The organism is Stenotrophomonas sp. GD03930, from assembly GCF_029839665.1.
In the GTDB taxonomy this organism is placed as follows: domain Bacteria; phylum Pseudomonadota; class Gammaproteobacteria; order Xanthomonadales; family Xanthomonadaceae; genus Stenotrophomonas; species Stenotrophomonas forensis.
In genome coordinates this window covers 773,265-788,421 of the sequence record NZ_JAOCAV010000001.1, presented here as the reverse complement: position 1 = coordinate 788,421, position 15,157 = coordinate 773,265, and the positions used below count along the sequence as shown (strand labels likewise).

Annotated in this window: 11 protein-coding genes; 4 read left to right on the top strand and 7 right to left on the bottom strand. The window is 68.4% G+C overall.

Annotated elements, in window-relative coordinates; translation table 11 throughout:
• Nucleotides 1-15 precede the first annotated feature (15 nt).
• The 5 genes from N5C18_RS03670 to N5C18_RS03650 form a co-directional block, all read right to left on the bottom strand.
• Nucleotides 16-2,541, bottom strand: coding sequence for a sulfite reductase flavoprotein subunit alpha (locus tag N5C18_RS03670; RefSeq protein ID WP_279943857.1), 2,526 nt, complete (start codon nt 2,539-2,541; stop codon nt 16-18).
• A 682-nt stretch (nt 2,542-3,223) separates the two neighbouring features.
• Complete coding sequence (locus tag N5C18_RS03665) at nt 3,224-3,775, bottom strand: TlpA disulfide reductase family protein (RefSeq protein ID WP_279943856.1); 552 nt, start codon at nt 3,773-3,775, stop codon at nt 3,224-3,226.
• Nucleotides 3,772-6,156 (bottom strand): protein-disulfide reductase DsbD, encoded by a 2,385-nt coding sequence (locus N5C18_RS03660; RefSeq protein WP_279943855.1) that lies wholly within the window; start codon nt 6,154-6,156, stop codon nt 3,772-3,774. Before N5C18_RS03660 ends, N5C18_RS03665 begins: the two co-directional genes overlap by 4 nt.
• Complete coding sequence (gene cutA, locus N5C18_RS03655; RefSeq protein WP_049456835.1) at nt 6,153-6,491, bottom strand: divalent-cation tolerance protein CutA; 339 nt, start codon at nt 6,489-6,491, stop codon at nt 6,153-6,155. Before cutA ends, N5C18_RS03660 begins: the two co-directional genes overlap by 4 nt.
• 68 nt (nt 6,492-6,559) lie before the next feature.
• Nucleotides 6,560-8,350, bottom strand: a complete 1,791-nt coding sequence (locus tag N5C18_RS03650) for an endonuclease (RefSeq protein WP_053509953.1) — start codon at nt 8,348-8,350, stop codon at nt 6,560-6,562.
• A gap of 355 nt (nt 8,351-8,705) precedes the next feature.
• On the opposite strand from N5C18_RS03650, the gene N5C18_RS03645 reads away from it, so the two are divergent.
• Both N5C18_RS03645 and groL read left to right on the top strand, forming a co-directional pair.
• Complete coding sequence (locus tag N5C18_RS03645) at nt 8,706-8,993, top strand: co-chaperone GroES (protein WP_006396661.1); 288 nt, start codon at nt 8,706-8,708, stop codon at nt 8,991-8,993.
• 81 nt (nt 8,994-9,074) lie between these two features.
• Nucleotides 9,075-10,724 (top strand): chaperonin GroEL, encoded by a 1,650-nt coding sequence (groL, locus tag N5C18_RS03640; RefSeq protein WP_006473018.1) that lies wholly within the window; start codon nt 9,075-9,077, stop codon nt 10,722-10,724.
• 75 nt (nt 10,725-10,799) lie between these two features.
• Here groL and N5C18_RS03635 read toward each other — a convergent pair whose 3' ends face one another.
• Nucleotides 10,800-11,963 (bottom strand): serine hydrolase domain-containing protein, encoded by a 1,164-nt coding sequence (locus tag N5C18_RS03635; RefSeq protein WP_053509955.1) that lies wholly within the window; start codon nt 11,961-11,963, stop codon nt 10,800-10,802.
• Between the two features lie 67 nt (nt 11,964-12,030).
• Nucleotides 12,031-12,960, bottom strand: coding sequence for a pepsin/retropepsin-like aspartic protease family protein (locus N5C18_RS03630; RefSeq protein WP_053509957.1), 930 nt, complete (start codon nt 12,958-12,960; stop codon nt 12,031-12,033).
• Between the two features lie 107 nt (nt 12,961-13,067).
• On the opposite strand from N5C18_RS03630, the gene N5C18_RS03625 reads away from it, so the two are divergent.
• Together N5C18_RS03625 and N5C18_RS03620 are read left to right on the top strand one after the other, a co-directional pair.
• Nucleotides 13,068-13,775, top strand: coding sequence for a response regulator transcription factor (locus tag N5C18_RS03625; protein ID WP_053509959.1), 708 nt, complete (start codon nt 13,068-13,070; stop codon nt 13,773-13,775).
• Nucleotides 13,776-13,867: 92 nt separating this feature from the next.
• Nucleotides 13,868-15,106 (top strand): ATP-binding protein, encoded by a 1,239-nt coding sequence (locus N5C18_RS03620; RefSeq protein ID WP_279944503.1) that lies wholly within the window; start codon nt 13,868-13,870, stop codon nt 15,104-15,106.
• Nucleotides 15,107-15,157 lie beyond the last annotated feature (51 nt).

Here is a 15,157-nt window from a genome sequence, read left to right as displayed (position 1 = left end):
CACTCCTCCTGTGACTCAGTACACGTCGCGGCGGTAGCGCCCGTTCTCCAGCAGCGTTTCCACCGCGTCATCGCCCAGTGCAGCGCGCAGCACCTGGTCCACGCCTTCGGCCATGCCCTGCAGCGAGCCGCAGACGTGGATCACCGCGCCACGCTGCATCCAGTCGCGCAGCACATCGGCGGCTGCATGCAGGCGATCCTGCACATAGCCACCTCCGCCATCACGCGAGAACGCCAGGTCCACCCGCGCCAGATGGCCCTGCGCCTGCCAGGCCTCGATCTCGTCGGCAAACAGCAGGTCGTGCGCGCGCTGGCGCTCGCCAAACAGCAGCCAGTGCCCGTGCTCGCCTGCATGCGCGGACTCGCGCAGCAGGCTGCGCAGGCCGGCGATGCCGGTGCCGTTGCCGACCAGCACCATCGGCGCGGCAGGCACCCGATGGAAACCGGGATTGCGATGCACGCGGGCCACGACGCTGGCGCCGATCGGCGCATGCAGCGACAACCAGCCCGAGCCCAGCCCGACGCGACCGGCGGCGTCATGCACCAGCCTGACCACCAGCTCCACCTCGCCGTCGTTCGCGGCGGAGGCGATCGAGTACTCGCGGCCGGGCAGCATCGGCAGCCCGGACAGCCACAGGCAGGCATCCTGCACGGGCAACGCGGCATCGGCCTCCGGCAGCTCGCGTTCGCTGGCCAGCGCCAGCAGCGTGCGTGGCGCGCCGTCAACCAGCAGCGGCTGCAGCGGATCCAGTCCATGCGCCTTCAGCACGGCACCCGCATGCCGCGCGCTGTGGCGGGGCGCGATATGCAGGATGTCACCGGCCTGCCACTGCACATCGGCCGGTGCGGCAAGACGGATACGCCAGATCGCGCCGCCGATGCTGCCCGGGTTGAGGCGGTCGCGGCCGAGCAGGCGCCAATCGTGCATCCGCGTCGCCGGAGGCAGCACACTGTCATCGGTGGCGATGCCGGTCAGTGCACCCAGTTGCAGCTGCCACTGGCGCAGGGCCGGCACCGAGGCGGCATCGACATCGATGCGCGCGAACAGCGCACGTGCACCGTTGCCGGTCAGCCAGCCATCGACCTGGCGGCCGAAGCCGCAGTAGTGCGGATACTGGCGATCCCCCAGCGCGAGCAGGCCGAACTGCAGCCCCGACAGGTCCGGTGCCTGCGCGAGCAACAGGCGTGCCGCGCGTCGGGCCGCATCCGGCGGTTCACCGTCGCCGAAGGTGCTCAACACGAGCAGCGCCTGCGATGTGGCCTGCAGCTTCGCGGCATCGATGCGCGACAACGGCAGCACCTGCACCGCGCTACCGGCCGCCTGCAGCTGCGCGGCCGCACGCCATGCGAGCTGTTCGGCCAGGCCGCTCTGGCTGGCATGCACCACCAGCCACGGCGCGCCATGGCCATCGGTGGCGGCTGGCATCGGCAGCGACTGGCGCAGCCCGCGTGCCGCGCGTTGGCTGCGGCGGCGATCCAGGTACAGCATCCAGCCGGTGATGAAGAACAGGCTCATGCCCAGGCTGCTGAGCATCACCACCACGCGCCCGGGCAGGCCGAAGTAGCTGCCCGAGTGCAGCGCGAACACGCTGGTGGCCAGCTGGCCGCCCGCGCCCTGGCGATCGTAGGGGCGGGAATCGAGCACCGCGCCGCTGGCCGGGTCCAGCTGCAGCAGATCATGCGCGCGATCGTGGTGACCACCACGCTGCGCTGGATCACCGGCCATCACCCGCACGTTGAGCGCCTGGCCCGGTTTTTCCGGCAAGCGCAGGTCGATGAAGCCGGTGCGCACGCCGGGCAAGGCATACAGCGTGGCTTCGACGCGTTTCAGGTCCAGCGGGGCATCGATGGCCACCGTATGCTTGGCCGCCGGCGCGACGCCCAACACGCTGTTGGCCGCGCTGCGGTACCAGTCGAATGACCACCACAGGCCAGTCAGCGCGCTCATCAGGTAGATCAGAAGCACCCAGGTGCCGACCACCGAATGCAGGCTCCACAGAAAACCGCGGCCGCTGCGTTTCCACTCCACCGCCAGCCAGCTGCGCCAGTGCCACCAGCGCCGTGGCCAGCGCAGGTAGAGCCCGGACAGGGTGAAGAACAGCAGCGCGATCGCACAGCTGCCGGTGATCCACTTGCCGCGTTCGCCGGCCGCGAGATGGCGATGCAGGTCTTCGACGAAATCGAAGAACGCCTGGCCGCGCAGTGCACTGAAGCGCTCGCCGCTGTACGGGTCGAAATACACCCAGTGTTGCTTGCCGCCGGCAAAGCGCGCAACCGACGGTCGTTGCCCGGTGGCGTCGACGCGCAGGCGTTGCAGCGGGCGTTCACTGCCGGCCTGCAGCCGCGGCACCAGTTCGCTGAGCGCGAGCGGAAGCTGGCTGTCGGCGTGGTGTTCGGCGATGGCCGCAAAGCCGGGGTTGGCCGCACGCAGCAGTTCGTCCTCGAAGGACAGCACGGCACCACTGAGGCCCATCACGGCCAGGATGGCACCGGCGGTGATGCCCAGCAGCCAGTGCACTTGGAACAGGATGTTCTTGAACATCGAAGGAGGAGGGCCTGGAAGGCTGCCGCCCGCATCCTGCGCAACAGCAAATGAGAATTAGTCGCGGAATTCTCCGTGGCGGCCCGGTTGCGGTCAAGCAGGGGTTATCGGCCGGGCGGCGCCCGGCACCCGCGGTAGTGCCGGCCGCTGGCCGGCAACCTCAGAAGCAAAAGCGGGCTATCCGTGGGTTGGCGGGGTGGGTCCGGGTGAGGGGGTCGCCGTAAACCTCCCTCCGGGGTCCGGCCCAGCCGTTGGCGGCTGTGCGTTCGGGCGCTTGCGAAGCAGTGCTTCGCAAGCAAAGCGCCCTCACCCTTGGGGGCTTGGCCGCGGCATCCATGCCGCGGACACCCCCTCAACCGGACCCACCCCGCCTTCGACAGATTCTCGCGACCTGCCGTAGATCCACGCCATGCGTGGATGCTTTTCGTTCAATTGTCGAAATATTCGATTTCGATGGAGATTCATCCCCAACGCAGCAGGAATCTGTCGGAGGTGGGGCGGTGTGGCTGTGCAGGACCGTTGGCGCCATGGATGGCGCCATCGAGCCCCCATGGACGGGTTTACGGCGTGTCCTGCACAGCCACACCGCCCCGCCATCCCACGAAAAGCCCGCTTTTGCTGTTGAGGTTGCCGGCCAGCGGCCGGCACTACCGCGGGTGCAGGGTGCAACCCTGCCGAACCCTCACTTCACCCAGCCGTCGATCTCGCCGTGGGCGAACGGCCCCAGCTTCGCCTTGACCATCCGCCCCTGCGCATCGAACAGCACGCTGTAGGGCAGCAGGCCCTGCGCATTGCCCAGCTGTACGCTGGCATCGCGCGGGCCCGGGGTCTCGACCACGATCGGGTAGTCCACCGGAACCCGCTGCAGGAAACCACGCACGTCGTCCGGGGTGTCCAGCGCCAGGCCCAGCACCTGCACGCCGTCGCTGCCCTGGAGGTGGGCGAAACGAGCCAGTTCGGGCATTTCTTCCACGCAGGGCGCGCACCAGCTGGCCCACACGTTGATCAGCAGCGGGCGGCCGGCGAAGTGCCGGCGCAGATCCAGTGCGCGTCCTTCAAGGTCGGGCAGCGACAGCGCGGGCATCGGATCGCCCGCCTGCAGCGAAAGCTTGGCGGGAGCGGCCGGTGATGTAGCCGATGCCACCGGCGCCGGCGTCAGTCGATGCCCGGCCCACAGGCCCAGGCCGGCGGCCAGCACCGCTGTCCACAGCAGCGCTGGCCGTTGCCACTTCATCGTGCGGTGCGCAGCAGCGCTTCCTCGACCACCGCCTGGGTCAGCAGGGTCGGCAGCACGGTCGGCGGTGCGCCGGGGCCGTACACCACGTACAGCGGCACGCCCACCGCCTTGTGCTCTTCCAGGAACGAGGTGATCTGCGGGTCCACGTTGGTGTAGTCGCCGCGCATGTACACCGCGTTGGTGCGCTTGAGCAGATCCTTGAACTCCGGTCGCGACAGCACCGCGCGCTCATTGGCCTTGCAGCTCACGCACCAGTCGGCGGTCATGTTGACGAATACCACGCGGTTGTCGGCGCGCAGGCGGTCCAGCAGCTGCGGCGAATACTCGACCACGTTCTCGCTGGCCGCCTGTGCGGCACGCGTCGGCGCTGCCAGCTGGGTCACGCCCCAGGCAGGCACCAGTGCGCCGATGGCCAGCAGCACGCCCAGCAGCGTCACCGCGCGCGAGCCGGTCCAGCGGTTGCGCTCGAACAGCCACAGGCCGAAGGCGAGCAGCAGCAGGCCACCCAGCACCAGCGCCATGCCGTCCACGCCACGCTGCTTGCCCAGCACCCACAGCAACCACAGCGCGGTGGCATACATCGGGAAGGCCAGCACGTGCTTGAGCGTTTCCATCCATGGGCCCGGCTTGGGCAGGCGGCGCGCCAGTGCCGGCACGAAGCCGATCAGCAGGAACGGCAGGGCCAGGCCCAGGCCGAGGAACAGGAACACGGTCATCGCCTTCAACGGCGGGGCAATGAAGGCGTAGGCAATGGCACCGCCCATGAACGGGCCGACGCAGGCGCTGCCGACCACGCAGGCCAGCGCACCGGTGAAGAAATCACCGGCCGGACCGCTGCGGCTGGCCAGCGACTGGCCGAGGTTGCCGATGCCGCCGCCCAGGGTGAACACGCCGGACAGGCTCAGGCCCACCGCGAACATGATGTAGGCCAGCGCCGCCACCACGCCCGGATGCTGCAGCTGGAAGCCGATGCCGACCGCGTTGCCGATCGCGCGCAGGCCCACCATCAGCGCGCCGATCACCGCGAACGCGACCAGCACGCCCAGCGTGTACCAGAGCGCATGGCTGCGCGCGCGCTGCGGGCTTTCGCCACTCTGCGCCAGGCTCAGCACCTTCAGCGACAGGATCGGCAGCACGCACGGCATCAGGTTCAGCACCAGGCCGCCGGCCAGCGCCAGCAACAGTACCCAGACGAATGAACGGTCCGGGTTCGGGGTGGTCGCCGGCGGGCGCGTGCGCAGCGCGTTGTCACCCTGCGCATCGGTGGCGAATTCATTGCCTGCGCCCTCAGCGCCTGCGGCGGCCGGGCGGGCAGCTCCGTCGTTGGGCACGGTCGGCAGCAGGCGCAGCGGTGCGCCGTTGGCCGCTTCGCGCGGGGCGCCACTGCCAGCGGCCAGCGGGCTGATCACCTCGTTGCGCGGCGGTGCCTGGCCGGCGCTGGCGTTGGCCTTGCCGGCCGGAATCGACAGCTTCACCCGGCGCGTCATCGGCGGGTAGCAGATGCCATCGGTCTGGCAGCCCTGGAAGGTCACCACCAGGGTGCTGTCGACCGCCTCGCTGACAGTGCGGCGCAGCGGCAGCGGCACTTCCACCTGGTTGAAGTACACCGAGACATCGCCGAAATGTTCATCGCGATGCGACTGCGCGGCCGGCCAACGCGGCTTGTCGGCCAGCACGCCGGCGCTGCCTTCCAGCTTCAGCGAAGTGCGGTCGCGATACAGGTAGTAGCCCGGGGCCGGGCTGAAGCGCAGCAGCAGGGTGTTGCCGTCGCTGGCGATGGCATCGAAGCCGAAGGCCTGTTCCGACGGCAGCGGCAGCGCCTGGCTGTTGCTGGCCGCGCCCGGCAGGCGCAGGCCGCCCGTGCTGCCGGCACCGGCCAGCGGATTGTTGAACGGGTTGCCGGCACTGGTACGCGCCGCGGGTGCCGCAGCCTGCGCACCGCCGCCCGGCAGGGTGACCTGCACCACGCGCTTCTGCGGCGGGTAGCAGACGCCGGCATCGGCGCAACCCTGGTAGCGCACTTCCACGCTGATGGTGCCGGCCGCATCGGTGGGTGTGCCGGGCAGGGTGGCCTGCAGGCGCTCGCGATAGGTTTCAACCTCGCCGAAGAAATCGTCGTGGTGCCTGTCGCCCTTGGGCATCTGCAGCGCGCCGGCGTTGAACGCAGGGTCCGCCTTGACGCTGGTGCGGTGGCGATACAGGTAATAGCCCGGCGCGATCTTGAACTGCAGCTGCAGCTGGCCACGTTCGGGGGCGGTGGCGGTCAGCGCGAACGCCTGGTCCACCGGCAGCAGGTCCTTCTCATCCAGCGCGAAGGCCGGCAACGAGAGCCACAACAGGGCGCACAAGGCGGCGCCACGCGCAAACAGAGTCTTCAATCAGTGTCCTCCCGGGTCTGTGCCCGGATCCAGTCCAGATACGCCGGCAGGCCGGCCCGGGTTTCGACCGCGATGCACTCCGGGAGTTCATACGGATGCAGTTCGACGATCCGGGCAATCGCGTCATCGACGCGGCTCGCGGTGGTTTTCACCAGCAGCTGCAGCTCGCTGTCGGTGGTCACCTCGCCCTGCCAGCGGTAGGTCGACTGCGCGCCATCGAGGCGGGTCACGCACGCAGCCAGGCGCTCGCCGACCAGCGCGTGCGCGATGCGCTCGGCACTGGCCCGGTCCGGGCAGGTGGTCAACAGCAACAGGACGGGATCGACGGTCGACATGGCCGTCGAGTATAGGGCCGCCGCCGGGCCAGGGCCCGGCGGCGGCAGTGCACCGCTGCGTTGCGCGGTCAGTTGGCCAGCTGGCAGGTGGCCGGCTTGGCCGAGGTGAACAGGGCCGGGGTGGCCCACTCGGGGTGGTCGATGAACGGATTGCGGTTGCCCTGGAACGAGTAGATCACGTCATTGCGCGAGCGCTCGGCATCATCCGGCGGGTCGGACAGGTGCCAATCGATCAGCGTCGACAGCAGGCCCATGTAGGCCGGCGAGCTGCTGGTCTTGACGATCTTGCTGCGGTCGTCGGTCAGTTCCAGGTCCGGCTCGGACTGGCCGGTGGCCGCATCCTTGCCGCCCTCGTAGCGGATCGCCATGTACATCACCGCACGCGCCATGTCGCCCTTGCGCTTGCCCCACACCTCGAAGGTGCCGGCGTTGCCGTCCGGCGTGCGCACCCAGTTGGAATTGCCCGGGTAGCCGCCGCTGCCGCCGCCCTGGCCGTTGTTGGCTTCGGTGGCGCGCTCGCCGCAGTTGGCGTCGCACTTGGCAAACGGCTTGTTGCCTCGGTCGGCGTTCCACTGCGCATCGGTCAGGTACAGCATGTGGGTGTCGGTGTAGGGCGCATACGGCAGGCCCTTGTCACCGGTCGTGCTGGCAAAGCCCAGCGAGTTCGGCCAGGTGTGCTCGCGGTTGTACTTCAGGCCACTGCCGCTGCCGGCGCGATCGGTCACCTTTGCGTAGCTGCGGTTGCGGTACGCATCCAGGATCCTGCCGCTGTTGTTCGGATCCTCGTCGGCGATCTCCAGGATGGTCCAGGTGCTGGTACCCGAGCCGCTGTACGGGTATGCGGTATGGCCCTTGATGGTGGCATGCAGCGAGCAGCGCAGCTGGCTGGGGCTGGAGGTGTTCACCTTCGAGTAGTAGCCGGCCGGCACGCCCGGGTTGCCCGGGTCGGGATTGCCGCCGGTGCTGGCCACGGTGAAGGCGATGCGGCTGTCGGCGGCCGGGTGCGCGCCCTGCAGGTCGGTGATGCGCGCGGCGCGGATGTCGAAGCGGCAGGCCTCGCCGGCCACCAGCGCGGTGTTGGTGGACAGCTTCACGCTGCGTCCGCTGGCCGGGAAGGTCAGCGGCACGCTGCCGGAGGTGCCACAGCTCAGCGCGAAGGCGCCGCTGGCCAGGTTCACCGTCTCGCTGAACACCACTTCCAGGTCGGCGGCGGCCGGGAAGGTGGTGCTGCCCTGCGCCGGGGTGGTGGTGGACACCGACGGCGGCGTGTTCGGGCCCGGCGTGCCACCGCCGCTGAAGGTCTGGCCGTTGTTGCAGCTGCCGAATGTCTGTCTGGCCGACTCGGCCCAGGTGAAGTGCGCGTACTGGCTGCCGCTGCCGGTCAGCTGCAGCGAGGTGCCCGGCGCCGTGCTGTTGGTCTCGGCCACCGGGATGTTCTGGCTGGTCATCCCGGCAGCGGGGCCACCGGAAGCGGTGATGGCGCCCTCGTAGCTGAGGAACTGGACCACCTTGCCGCTGGCATCGACCAGGGCGATGCCGTCGTTCGGGCCGTTCTGGAGGCCGTTGGTCGGGTAGTTGACCACCGCGATGGTGGCGCTGCCGCAGCCGGCGGCGGTGCCGGCCGGCACCGGGTTGTTGGCGTAGACCACCGCGGCCGAGGCGTTGGCGCCGTTGTACAGGTACAGGCGGTAGCCGGACAGGTCCTCGCCGGCGGTGGCCACGACCTCGATCGCTTCGCCGACGTCACCGGCCGGGGTGCTGTCGTCGTAGTGCAGTTCGTTGATGAAGACCTCGGCCTGGGCCGGCGCGGCGGCCAGCGCCAGCAGGCAGGCGGCGGCAAGCGGGGACAGCAATCGCATCGACTACTCCTTGTGATTGGGAATGCGCGGCCGAGCCTAAGGCCGATCCAGTGACACTTTGTCGTAAATGAACGTCAGATATCTGACAGTGCGACGCGGATCACCAAATGTCGAGGATTCCCCTGTGGCGATGCCGCAGCGCACGCGACGCGCAGTCTTCACGCGGACGTGGGTGTCCGGCTCCGGGATGATGAAATTTTTTCCGGCGGCGGCCTTGAAAGGCCCTGGGGCAGCTCCATCTCTGTCCTGCTCCCGATTCGTCGGGCTTTTTCGCGAGCAATGCTGGCAGTCACCTGGGGTGAGTGCTAACATCGCCAGACTTTTTCAGACCAATCAATAACTTAAGAGGTCTCTCATGAGCATCAAGCCGCTGCACGACCGCGTTGTGGTCAAGCCGATCGAAGCCGACGAAATCTCCGCCGGTGGCATCGTCATTCCGGATTCGGCCAAGGAAAAGTCCACCAAGGGTGAAGTCGTGGCCGTCGGCCCGGGCAAGCCGCTGGACAACGGCAGCGTGCGCGCGCCGTCGCTGAAGGTTGGCGACAAGGTCATCTACGGCCAGTACGCCGGCAGCTCGTACAAGAGCGAAGGCGTCGAGTACAAGGTCCTGCGCGAAGACGACGTGCTCGCCGTCATCGGCTGAGCCTCGGCGCGACCTGCTTTCCTGTAAGACATCCCCTTTCGTCGCCGGGCCCGGCCCGGCGCAAACATCGAGGTAATCGCAATGGCTGCCAAGGATATTCGTTTCGGTGAAGACGCCCGTTCGCGCATGGTGCGCGGCGTCAACGTTCTCGCCAATGCCGTCAAGGCCACCCTGGGCCCGAAGGGCCGCAACGTCGTGCTGGAAAAGAGCTTCGGCGCTCCGACCATCACCAAGGACGGCGTCTCCGTCGCCAAGGAAATCGAACTGGCTGACAAGTTCGAGAACATGGGCGCGCAGATGGTGAAGGAAGTTGCTTCGCGCACCAACGACGACGCCGGCGACGGCACCACCACCGCCACCGTGCTGGCCCAGGCCCTGATCCGCGAAGGTGCCAAGGCTGTTGCCGCCGGCATGAACCCGATGGACCTCAAGCGTGGTATCGACAAGGCCGTCGTGGCCGCCGTTGCCGAGCTGAAGAACATCTCCAAGCCGACCGCCGACGACAAGGCGATCGCCCAGGTCGGTACCATCTCGGCCAACTCGGACGAGTCGATCGGCCAGATCATCGCTGACGCGATGAAGGAAGTCGGCAAGGAAGGCGTGATCACCGTTGAAGAAGGCTCGGGCCTGGACAACGAGCTGGACGTGGTCAAGGGCATGCAGTTCGACCGCGGCTACCTGTCCCCGTACTTCATCAACAACCAGCAGTCGCAGACCGCTGACCTGGATGACCCGTTCATCCTGCTGCACGACAAGAAGATCTCCAACGTCCGTGACCTGCTGCCGGTGCTGGAAGGCGTCGCCAAGGCCGGCAAGCCGCTGCTGATCGTTGCCGAAGAAGTCGAAGGCGAAGCGCTGGCGACCCTGGTGGTCAACACCATCCGTGGCATCGTCAAGGTCGTGGCCGTCAAGGCACCGGGCTTCGGCGACCGTCGCAAGGCGATGCTGGAAGACATGGCCGTGCTGACCGGCGGTACCGTGATCTCCGAAGAAGTGGGCCTGTCGCTGGAAAAGGCCACCATCAAGGACCTCGGCCGCGCCAAGAAGGTGCAGGTTTCCAAGGAAAACACCACCATCATCGATGGCGTGGGTGACAAGGCTGCCGTCGACGCACGCGTCGGCCAGATCAAGACCCAGATCCAGGACACCTCCTCCGATTACGATCGCGAGAAGCTGCAGGAACGCGTTGCCAAGCTGGCCGGCGGCGTTGCCGTGATCAAGGTCGGTGCCTCGACCGAAATCGAAATGAAGGAAAAGAAGGATCGCGTCGACGACGCCCTGCACGCTACCCGTGCAGCCGTTGAAGAAGGCGTGGTCCCGGGCGGCGGCGTTGCCCTGGTGCGTGCGGTCACCTCGCTGGCTGGCCTGAAGGGCGCCAACGAAGACCAGAACCACGGCATCCAGATCGCCCTGCGTGCGATGGAAGCCCCGCTGCGCGAAATCGTCGCCAACGCCGGTGAAGAACCGTCGGTCATCATCAACAAGGTCAAGGAAGGCACCGGCAGCTTCGGCTACAACGCCGCTACCGGCGAGTTCGGCGACATGCTGCAGTTCGGCATCCTGGACCCGACCAAGGTGACCCGTTCGGCGCTGCAGAACGCTGCCTCGATCGCGGGCCTGATGATCACCACCGAAGCCATGGTTGCCGAAGCTCCGAAGAAGGACGAGCCGGCCATGGGTGGCGCCGGTGGCATGGGCGGCATGGGTGGCATGGGCGGCATGGACTTCTAAGTCCACGGGTTCCCGAAGCAATGAAGAACCCCGCCGCAAGGCGGGGTTTTTTTGTGGGCGTGGTGGGCGATGCAGTCAACGCACGAACGGCTTCTTCGCCCCGTACTCCCATTCCCAGGGCGCGCCGGTTTCACCCAGCACGAAGCGCACCAACGCCGGGAACGCCGCCTCGGCACGTACATCGTTGCCCAGGATCACCACGCAGCGCTGGCCCTGTTCGATGCACACCAGCGTATTACCCACCGCATCATCGTGGCCGCCCTTGTAGAAGCCGGCACCCTGCGGGCCCTGGAAGGTCACCACGCCCAGCCCCGCCGCCAGGTCCCGGTGCCGTTGTGCAGGCGGCAGCTCCGGCTGCAGGGTGGGGAACTGGCTGGCAGTGGTGATCGGCAGCTGCGGCCGCACCAGCTCCCTGCGCATCGATGCAGACAGCCCGTCGCCACGCACATAGCCGGCGGCGAAGCGGGCCATGTCGCCGATGGTGGTATCCATCGAGCCGGCCGCGCGCACGCGGCTGCGCTCATCGTGCGGCTCGGCGGCGCCCTGCGCGGTCCAGCCATCGGCCAGATTGCCGGCGAAATCCTCGCGCCACATCATGCTGGTGCGGGTCATGCCGAAGCGGTCGAACACCCGCTGCTGCATCAACGCGCCCACATCCTCGCCCAGCCGCCCGCGTTCGATCACGAACTGCAGCAGGATCAACCCTTCGCCGGAATAGCCATAGCGGCTGCCCGGATCGAAGTGGAACTTCAGCCGGCCGTCCGGTTCGAGGAACCCGAAGTTGGCAAAGCCACTGGCGTGGTTGAGCAGCAGGCGCGGGGTGAGCTGGCGCCAGCGCGGGTCATCGGCCAGCACGCTGTAGTCGGCGTACTTCTTCGGCTCGGGCGGGTAGTCCGGCAGCGGCTTGTCCAGAGCTGTGGCGATGCTGGCATCCAGCCCGATCCGCGCATCCTGTGCCAGCTGTGCGACCAGATGACCGAACGCCATCTTGGTCAGCGAGGCGGCGTACATCACGGTGTCGGTGCGCAGCGGCTCGCCTGCGGCATTGCGTTCGCCATAGGCGGCCACGTGCACCACCTTGCCGCCATCGATCACCGCCAGCGCCATGCCACGCGCCTGTGCGGCCCGCATCAGCCGCTGCGCTTCGGCATCGATGCGGGCCGGCGAGGGTACCGGGGGTGGTGCGGCCAGCACGGCCAGCGGGAACAGCGTCAGCAACAACAGGGCAGCACGGCGCATGCGTGGACCTCCTGGCAGGACGTGGCGCGATGCTACGCCAGCCCGTCGCCGGCGTCATGGCCTGGCCTCAGCTGGCGGTCGGGCGGCGCAGGCAGATCCGCGCCGCGCCTGTGCTGATGTCGACCTGGCCACCGCGCATGGCATCGGCGCCCAGGATCAGCGCGGGGCGCTTGTCCAATCCGATGGCCTTGAACACCGGCAGCTCGCTGATCCTGACCTCCATGGCCGGGTGCTGCCAACCGGCGCTACGCAGGCCGGGCAGGGTATACAGCCAGGTCGGGTGCGGCTTTCCGCCCAGGCCTTCGGTGCCCTTGCTGCGTACGCGCACGCGCGGATCGCTGCCATCGGTGCGCAATCCCAGGGCGCGCGCGGCGGCATCGTTGAGTACGGTCTGCGCAGCGCCGGTATCGACCACGGCAACGGCAGCGATGTTCGTTCCGCCGAAGGTGAGGGTGATGAATCCGAAATCGCGCAGGCCCTCGGCGCGGTCCGGCAGTGCATTGGCCTGGCAGCTGTCATCGTCGAAGTGGAGGGTGCCGGCTCTCGACAGCGACAGCTCACCTCGAACGAAGTCCCAACGGGTGTCCCAGCGTGCGGTCAGGTCATTGCCGACCAAGCCGTCGATGGCGGGGTCGTCGCCCGTGGTCAGCGACGCCAGATCGGCCTGCAATGCGCTGGCCTGCAGCTGCCAGCTGCCGAGCTGCCAGGTGGTGGTGCGCGTGCGCCGCAGCTGCGCGCCCGAGGTACTGGCACCCTGGGCGATCGAAACCTCGGCCTTGCCATCGACCAGGCCGTAACGGCGTACCACACGCCCATCGACCAGCGTGGCGCCGGCCGCACTGTCGACCACGAAGCGCAGCGGTTCGGCCCGGCCGTCCAGCGAAAGCGCCACCGTCGGGTGCCCGCCCTGCATCCACATCGGCAGCACATGTTCGGGGGTGTCGGCGGCCAGCGTGGGGAAGGCGGCGGCAAGCAGGGGCAACAGGGTGAGGCGCACGGGAAGTCTCCGGAGTTGAACGGGGAGGCCCATTGGCGCGCATCGGCGTATCGCCTGAACATCGGCGTTGATACCGTGCTGATACACACCTGCACGATACTGGCCGCATGAACACTCCCGCCCGGGTCATCGTTGTCGATGACGATGCCAGCATCCGTGATGCCATTGCCGACTGCCTGATGCTGCACGGCTACCAGGTGCGTGTGGCCGCCGACGCCGCGGCGTTGGATGTGCTGCTGCAGAGCGAGCGGCCGGACGCGATCATCCTGGACTGGATGATGCCGGGCGAGGATGGCCTGTCGGTGTGCCGCCGGCTGCAGGCACGCGCCATCCCGATCCTGATGCTGTCGGCGATGGGCACCGCACCGGATCGCGTGATCGGTCTGGAAATGGGGGCCGATGACTATCTGGCCAAACCCTTCGATCCGCGCGAACTGCTGGCGCGGGTGCGGGCACTGCTGCGCCGGCAGGACAAGCTGCGCACCCAGGTGGCCAGCGAGCTGCGTTTCTGCGGCTGGCGATTGTTTCCCGAACAACGCCGCCTGCTTGCACCCGATGGCAACGAGCTGGCGCTCAGCCGCGGCGAATTTGCCCTGTTGCTGGCGCTCGCCGAGCGCGCAGGGCGGGTGCTGGGACGCGAGCAGTTGCTGTCGTTGACCCGGGGCGAGGACAGCGAGAGCGTCGACCGTGCTGTCGACCTGGCGATCAGCCGCCTGCGCCGCAGGCTGGGCCAGGCGGCACCCGGCGCAGAGGCACTGGTGCAGACGCTGCGCGGCGAAGGCTATCGCTTCGACGCCGAGGTGGAGGTGCTGTGAGGGCGCGCTGGTCCACCGCGCGCTGGGTCGCGACGCTGGCCCTGGCCAGCCTGCTGCTGGCCACCCTGGTCAGCGTGGCGGTGGTGGGCTGGATGCCGCGACCGCCGCCGCCGCCGATGCGGCTGGACCAGGCCATGCAGGTGCTACGGGGTGAACGCTCCGCCGCGGCGTTGGGCCTGCACCTGGAAACCCGCGTGTCTCCACCCGAGGGCCTCAGCAATGACTGGCTCACCCAGCTGGTGGCCGCGCAGCTGGGCCAGCCGCTGGAGCACGTAAAGCTGGTCTGGAGCAGCCGCGGCAAGGCTCCGGAGGTGCAGGTCATCGAAGGCGGCGCTGTGCTCGACGCCAAAGCGCGTGCGGATGCATTGCAGGCGCAGGTCGCGGTGCTGACCGCAATGCAGTGGACGCCGTTCGAACTGGCCGTGCGCCGGGCTGATGGTCGATGGCAGGTAGTGGGCAGCGACCACAGCGATCTGGCAGCGTGGCGCCGGCAGGTCGTGCTGGCGCTGGTGGCGGGAACCGTGCTGCTGGCACCGTTGGCTGCATGGGCCGCGATCCGCCTTGGCCGACCCCTGCGGCGGCTGGCCGAGGCCAGCGCCAACGTGGACCTGCAGGCCAGCACACCGCTTCCGGACGACGGCCCACGCGAGGTGCAGGTACTGGCCCGCGCGATCAGCGCCGGGCGCGAGCGGTTGCAGGAACAGGCGCAGGAGATGACCCGCATGCTCGCCGCCGTCGCGCACGATCTGCGCACACCGTTGACCGGCCTGCGCCTGCGTGCGGAGTTCGCGCCACCGCAACAGGCAGCGCGGATGGTGGCCGACATCGAGCGCATGGACACGATGATCGAGCAGGTCCTCGACTATGCGCGTGGCGAGCTGCAGCCATTGCAGATGCGCCCACTCGACCTGGCCGGGCTACTGGAGGAATGCGTGCAGAGCGCGCTGCTGCGCGGCGTCGATATCTCCTTCGACGGACCGGACGCGCTGCCGTGGCAGGGGGACGCGCTGTTGCTGCGGCGGGCGATCGACAATCTCATCGACAACGCCGATCGCTACGCGGGGGCGGTACAGCTGCAGGCCGCCCTGTCCGGCAACGTGGTGCAGCTGGACGTGATGGATCGCGGCCCCGGCGTCGACCAGGCCGACCGCGCGCGCCTGCTGCTGCCCTTCCAGCGCAGCGAGGGCTCACGCAGCCGCACTACCGGTGGGACCGGGCTGGGCCTGGCGGTCGCTGCCAACGTCGCGCGACGGCATGGTGGCGAGCTGCTGCTGCTGCCCCGCGAAGGCGGCGGACTGATCGCCCGGCTGATGCTGGCAAAGCACTCCTGACATCAACACTTGATCGACCCTGGCCTTGTTTTCATATTATAATTAGCCACC

Coding starts and splice junctions, on each gene's coding strand:
- N5C18_RS03670 (WP_279943857.1), bottom strand. CDS start 2,541: ATGTTCAAGAACATCCTGTTCCAAGTGCACTGGCTGCTGGGCATCACC.
- N5C18_RS03665 (WP_279943856.1), bottom strand. CDS start 3,775: ATGAAGTGGCAACGGCCAGCGCTGCTGTGGACAGCGGTGCTGGCCGCC.
- cutA (WP_049456835.1), bottom strand. CDS start 6,491: ATGTCGACCGTCGATCCCGTCCTGTTGCTGTTGACCACCTGCCCGGAC.
- N5C18_RS03650 (WP_053509953.1), bottom strand. CDS start 8,350: ATGCGATTGCTGTCCCCGCTTGCCGCCGCCTGCCTGCTGGCGCTGGCC.
- N5C18_RS03645 (WP_006396661.1), top strand. CDS start 8,706: ATGAGCATCAAGCCGCTGCACGACCGCGTTGTGGTCAAGCCGATCGAA.
- groL (WP_006473018.1), top strand. CDS start 9,075: ATGGCTGCCAAGGATATTCGTTTCGGTGAAGACGCCCGTTCGCGCATG.
- N5C18_RS03635 (WP_053509955.1), bottom strand. CDS start 11,963: ATGCGCCGTGCTGCCCTGTTGTTGCTGACGCTGTTCCCGCTGGCCGTG.
- N5C18_RS03625 (WP_053509959.1), top strand. CDS start 13,068: ATGAACACTCCCGCCCGGGTCATCGTTGTCGATGACGATGCCAGCATC.
- N5C18_RS03620 (WP_279944503.1), top strand. CDS start 13,868: ATGCCGCGACCGCCGCCGCCGCCGATGCGGCTGGACCAGGCCATGCAG.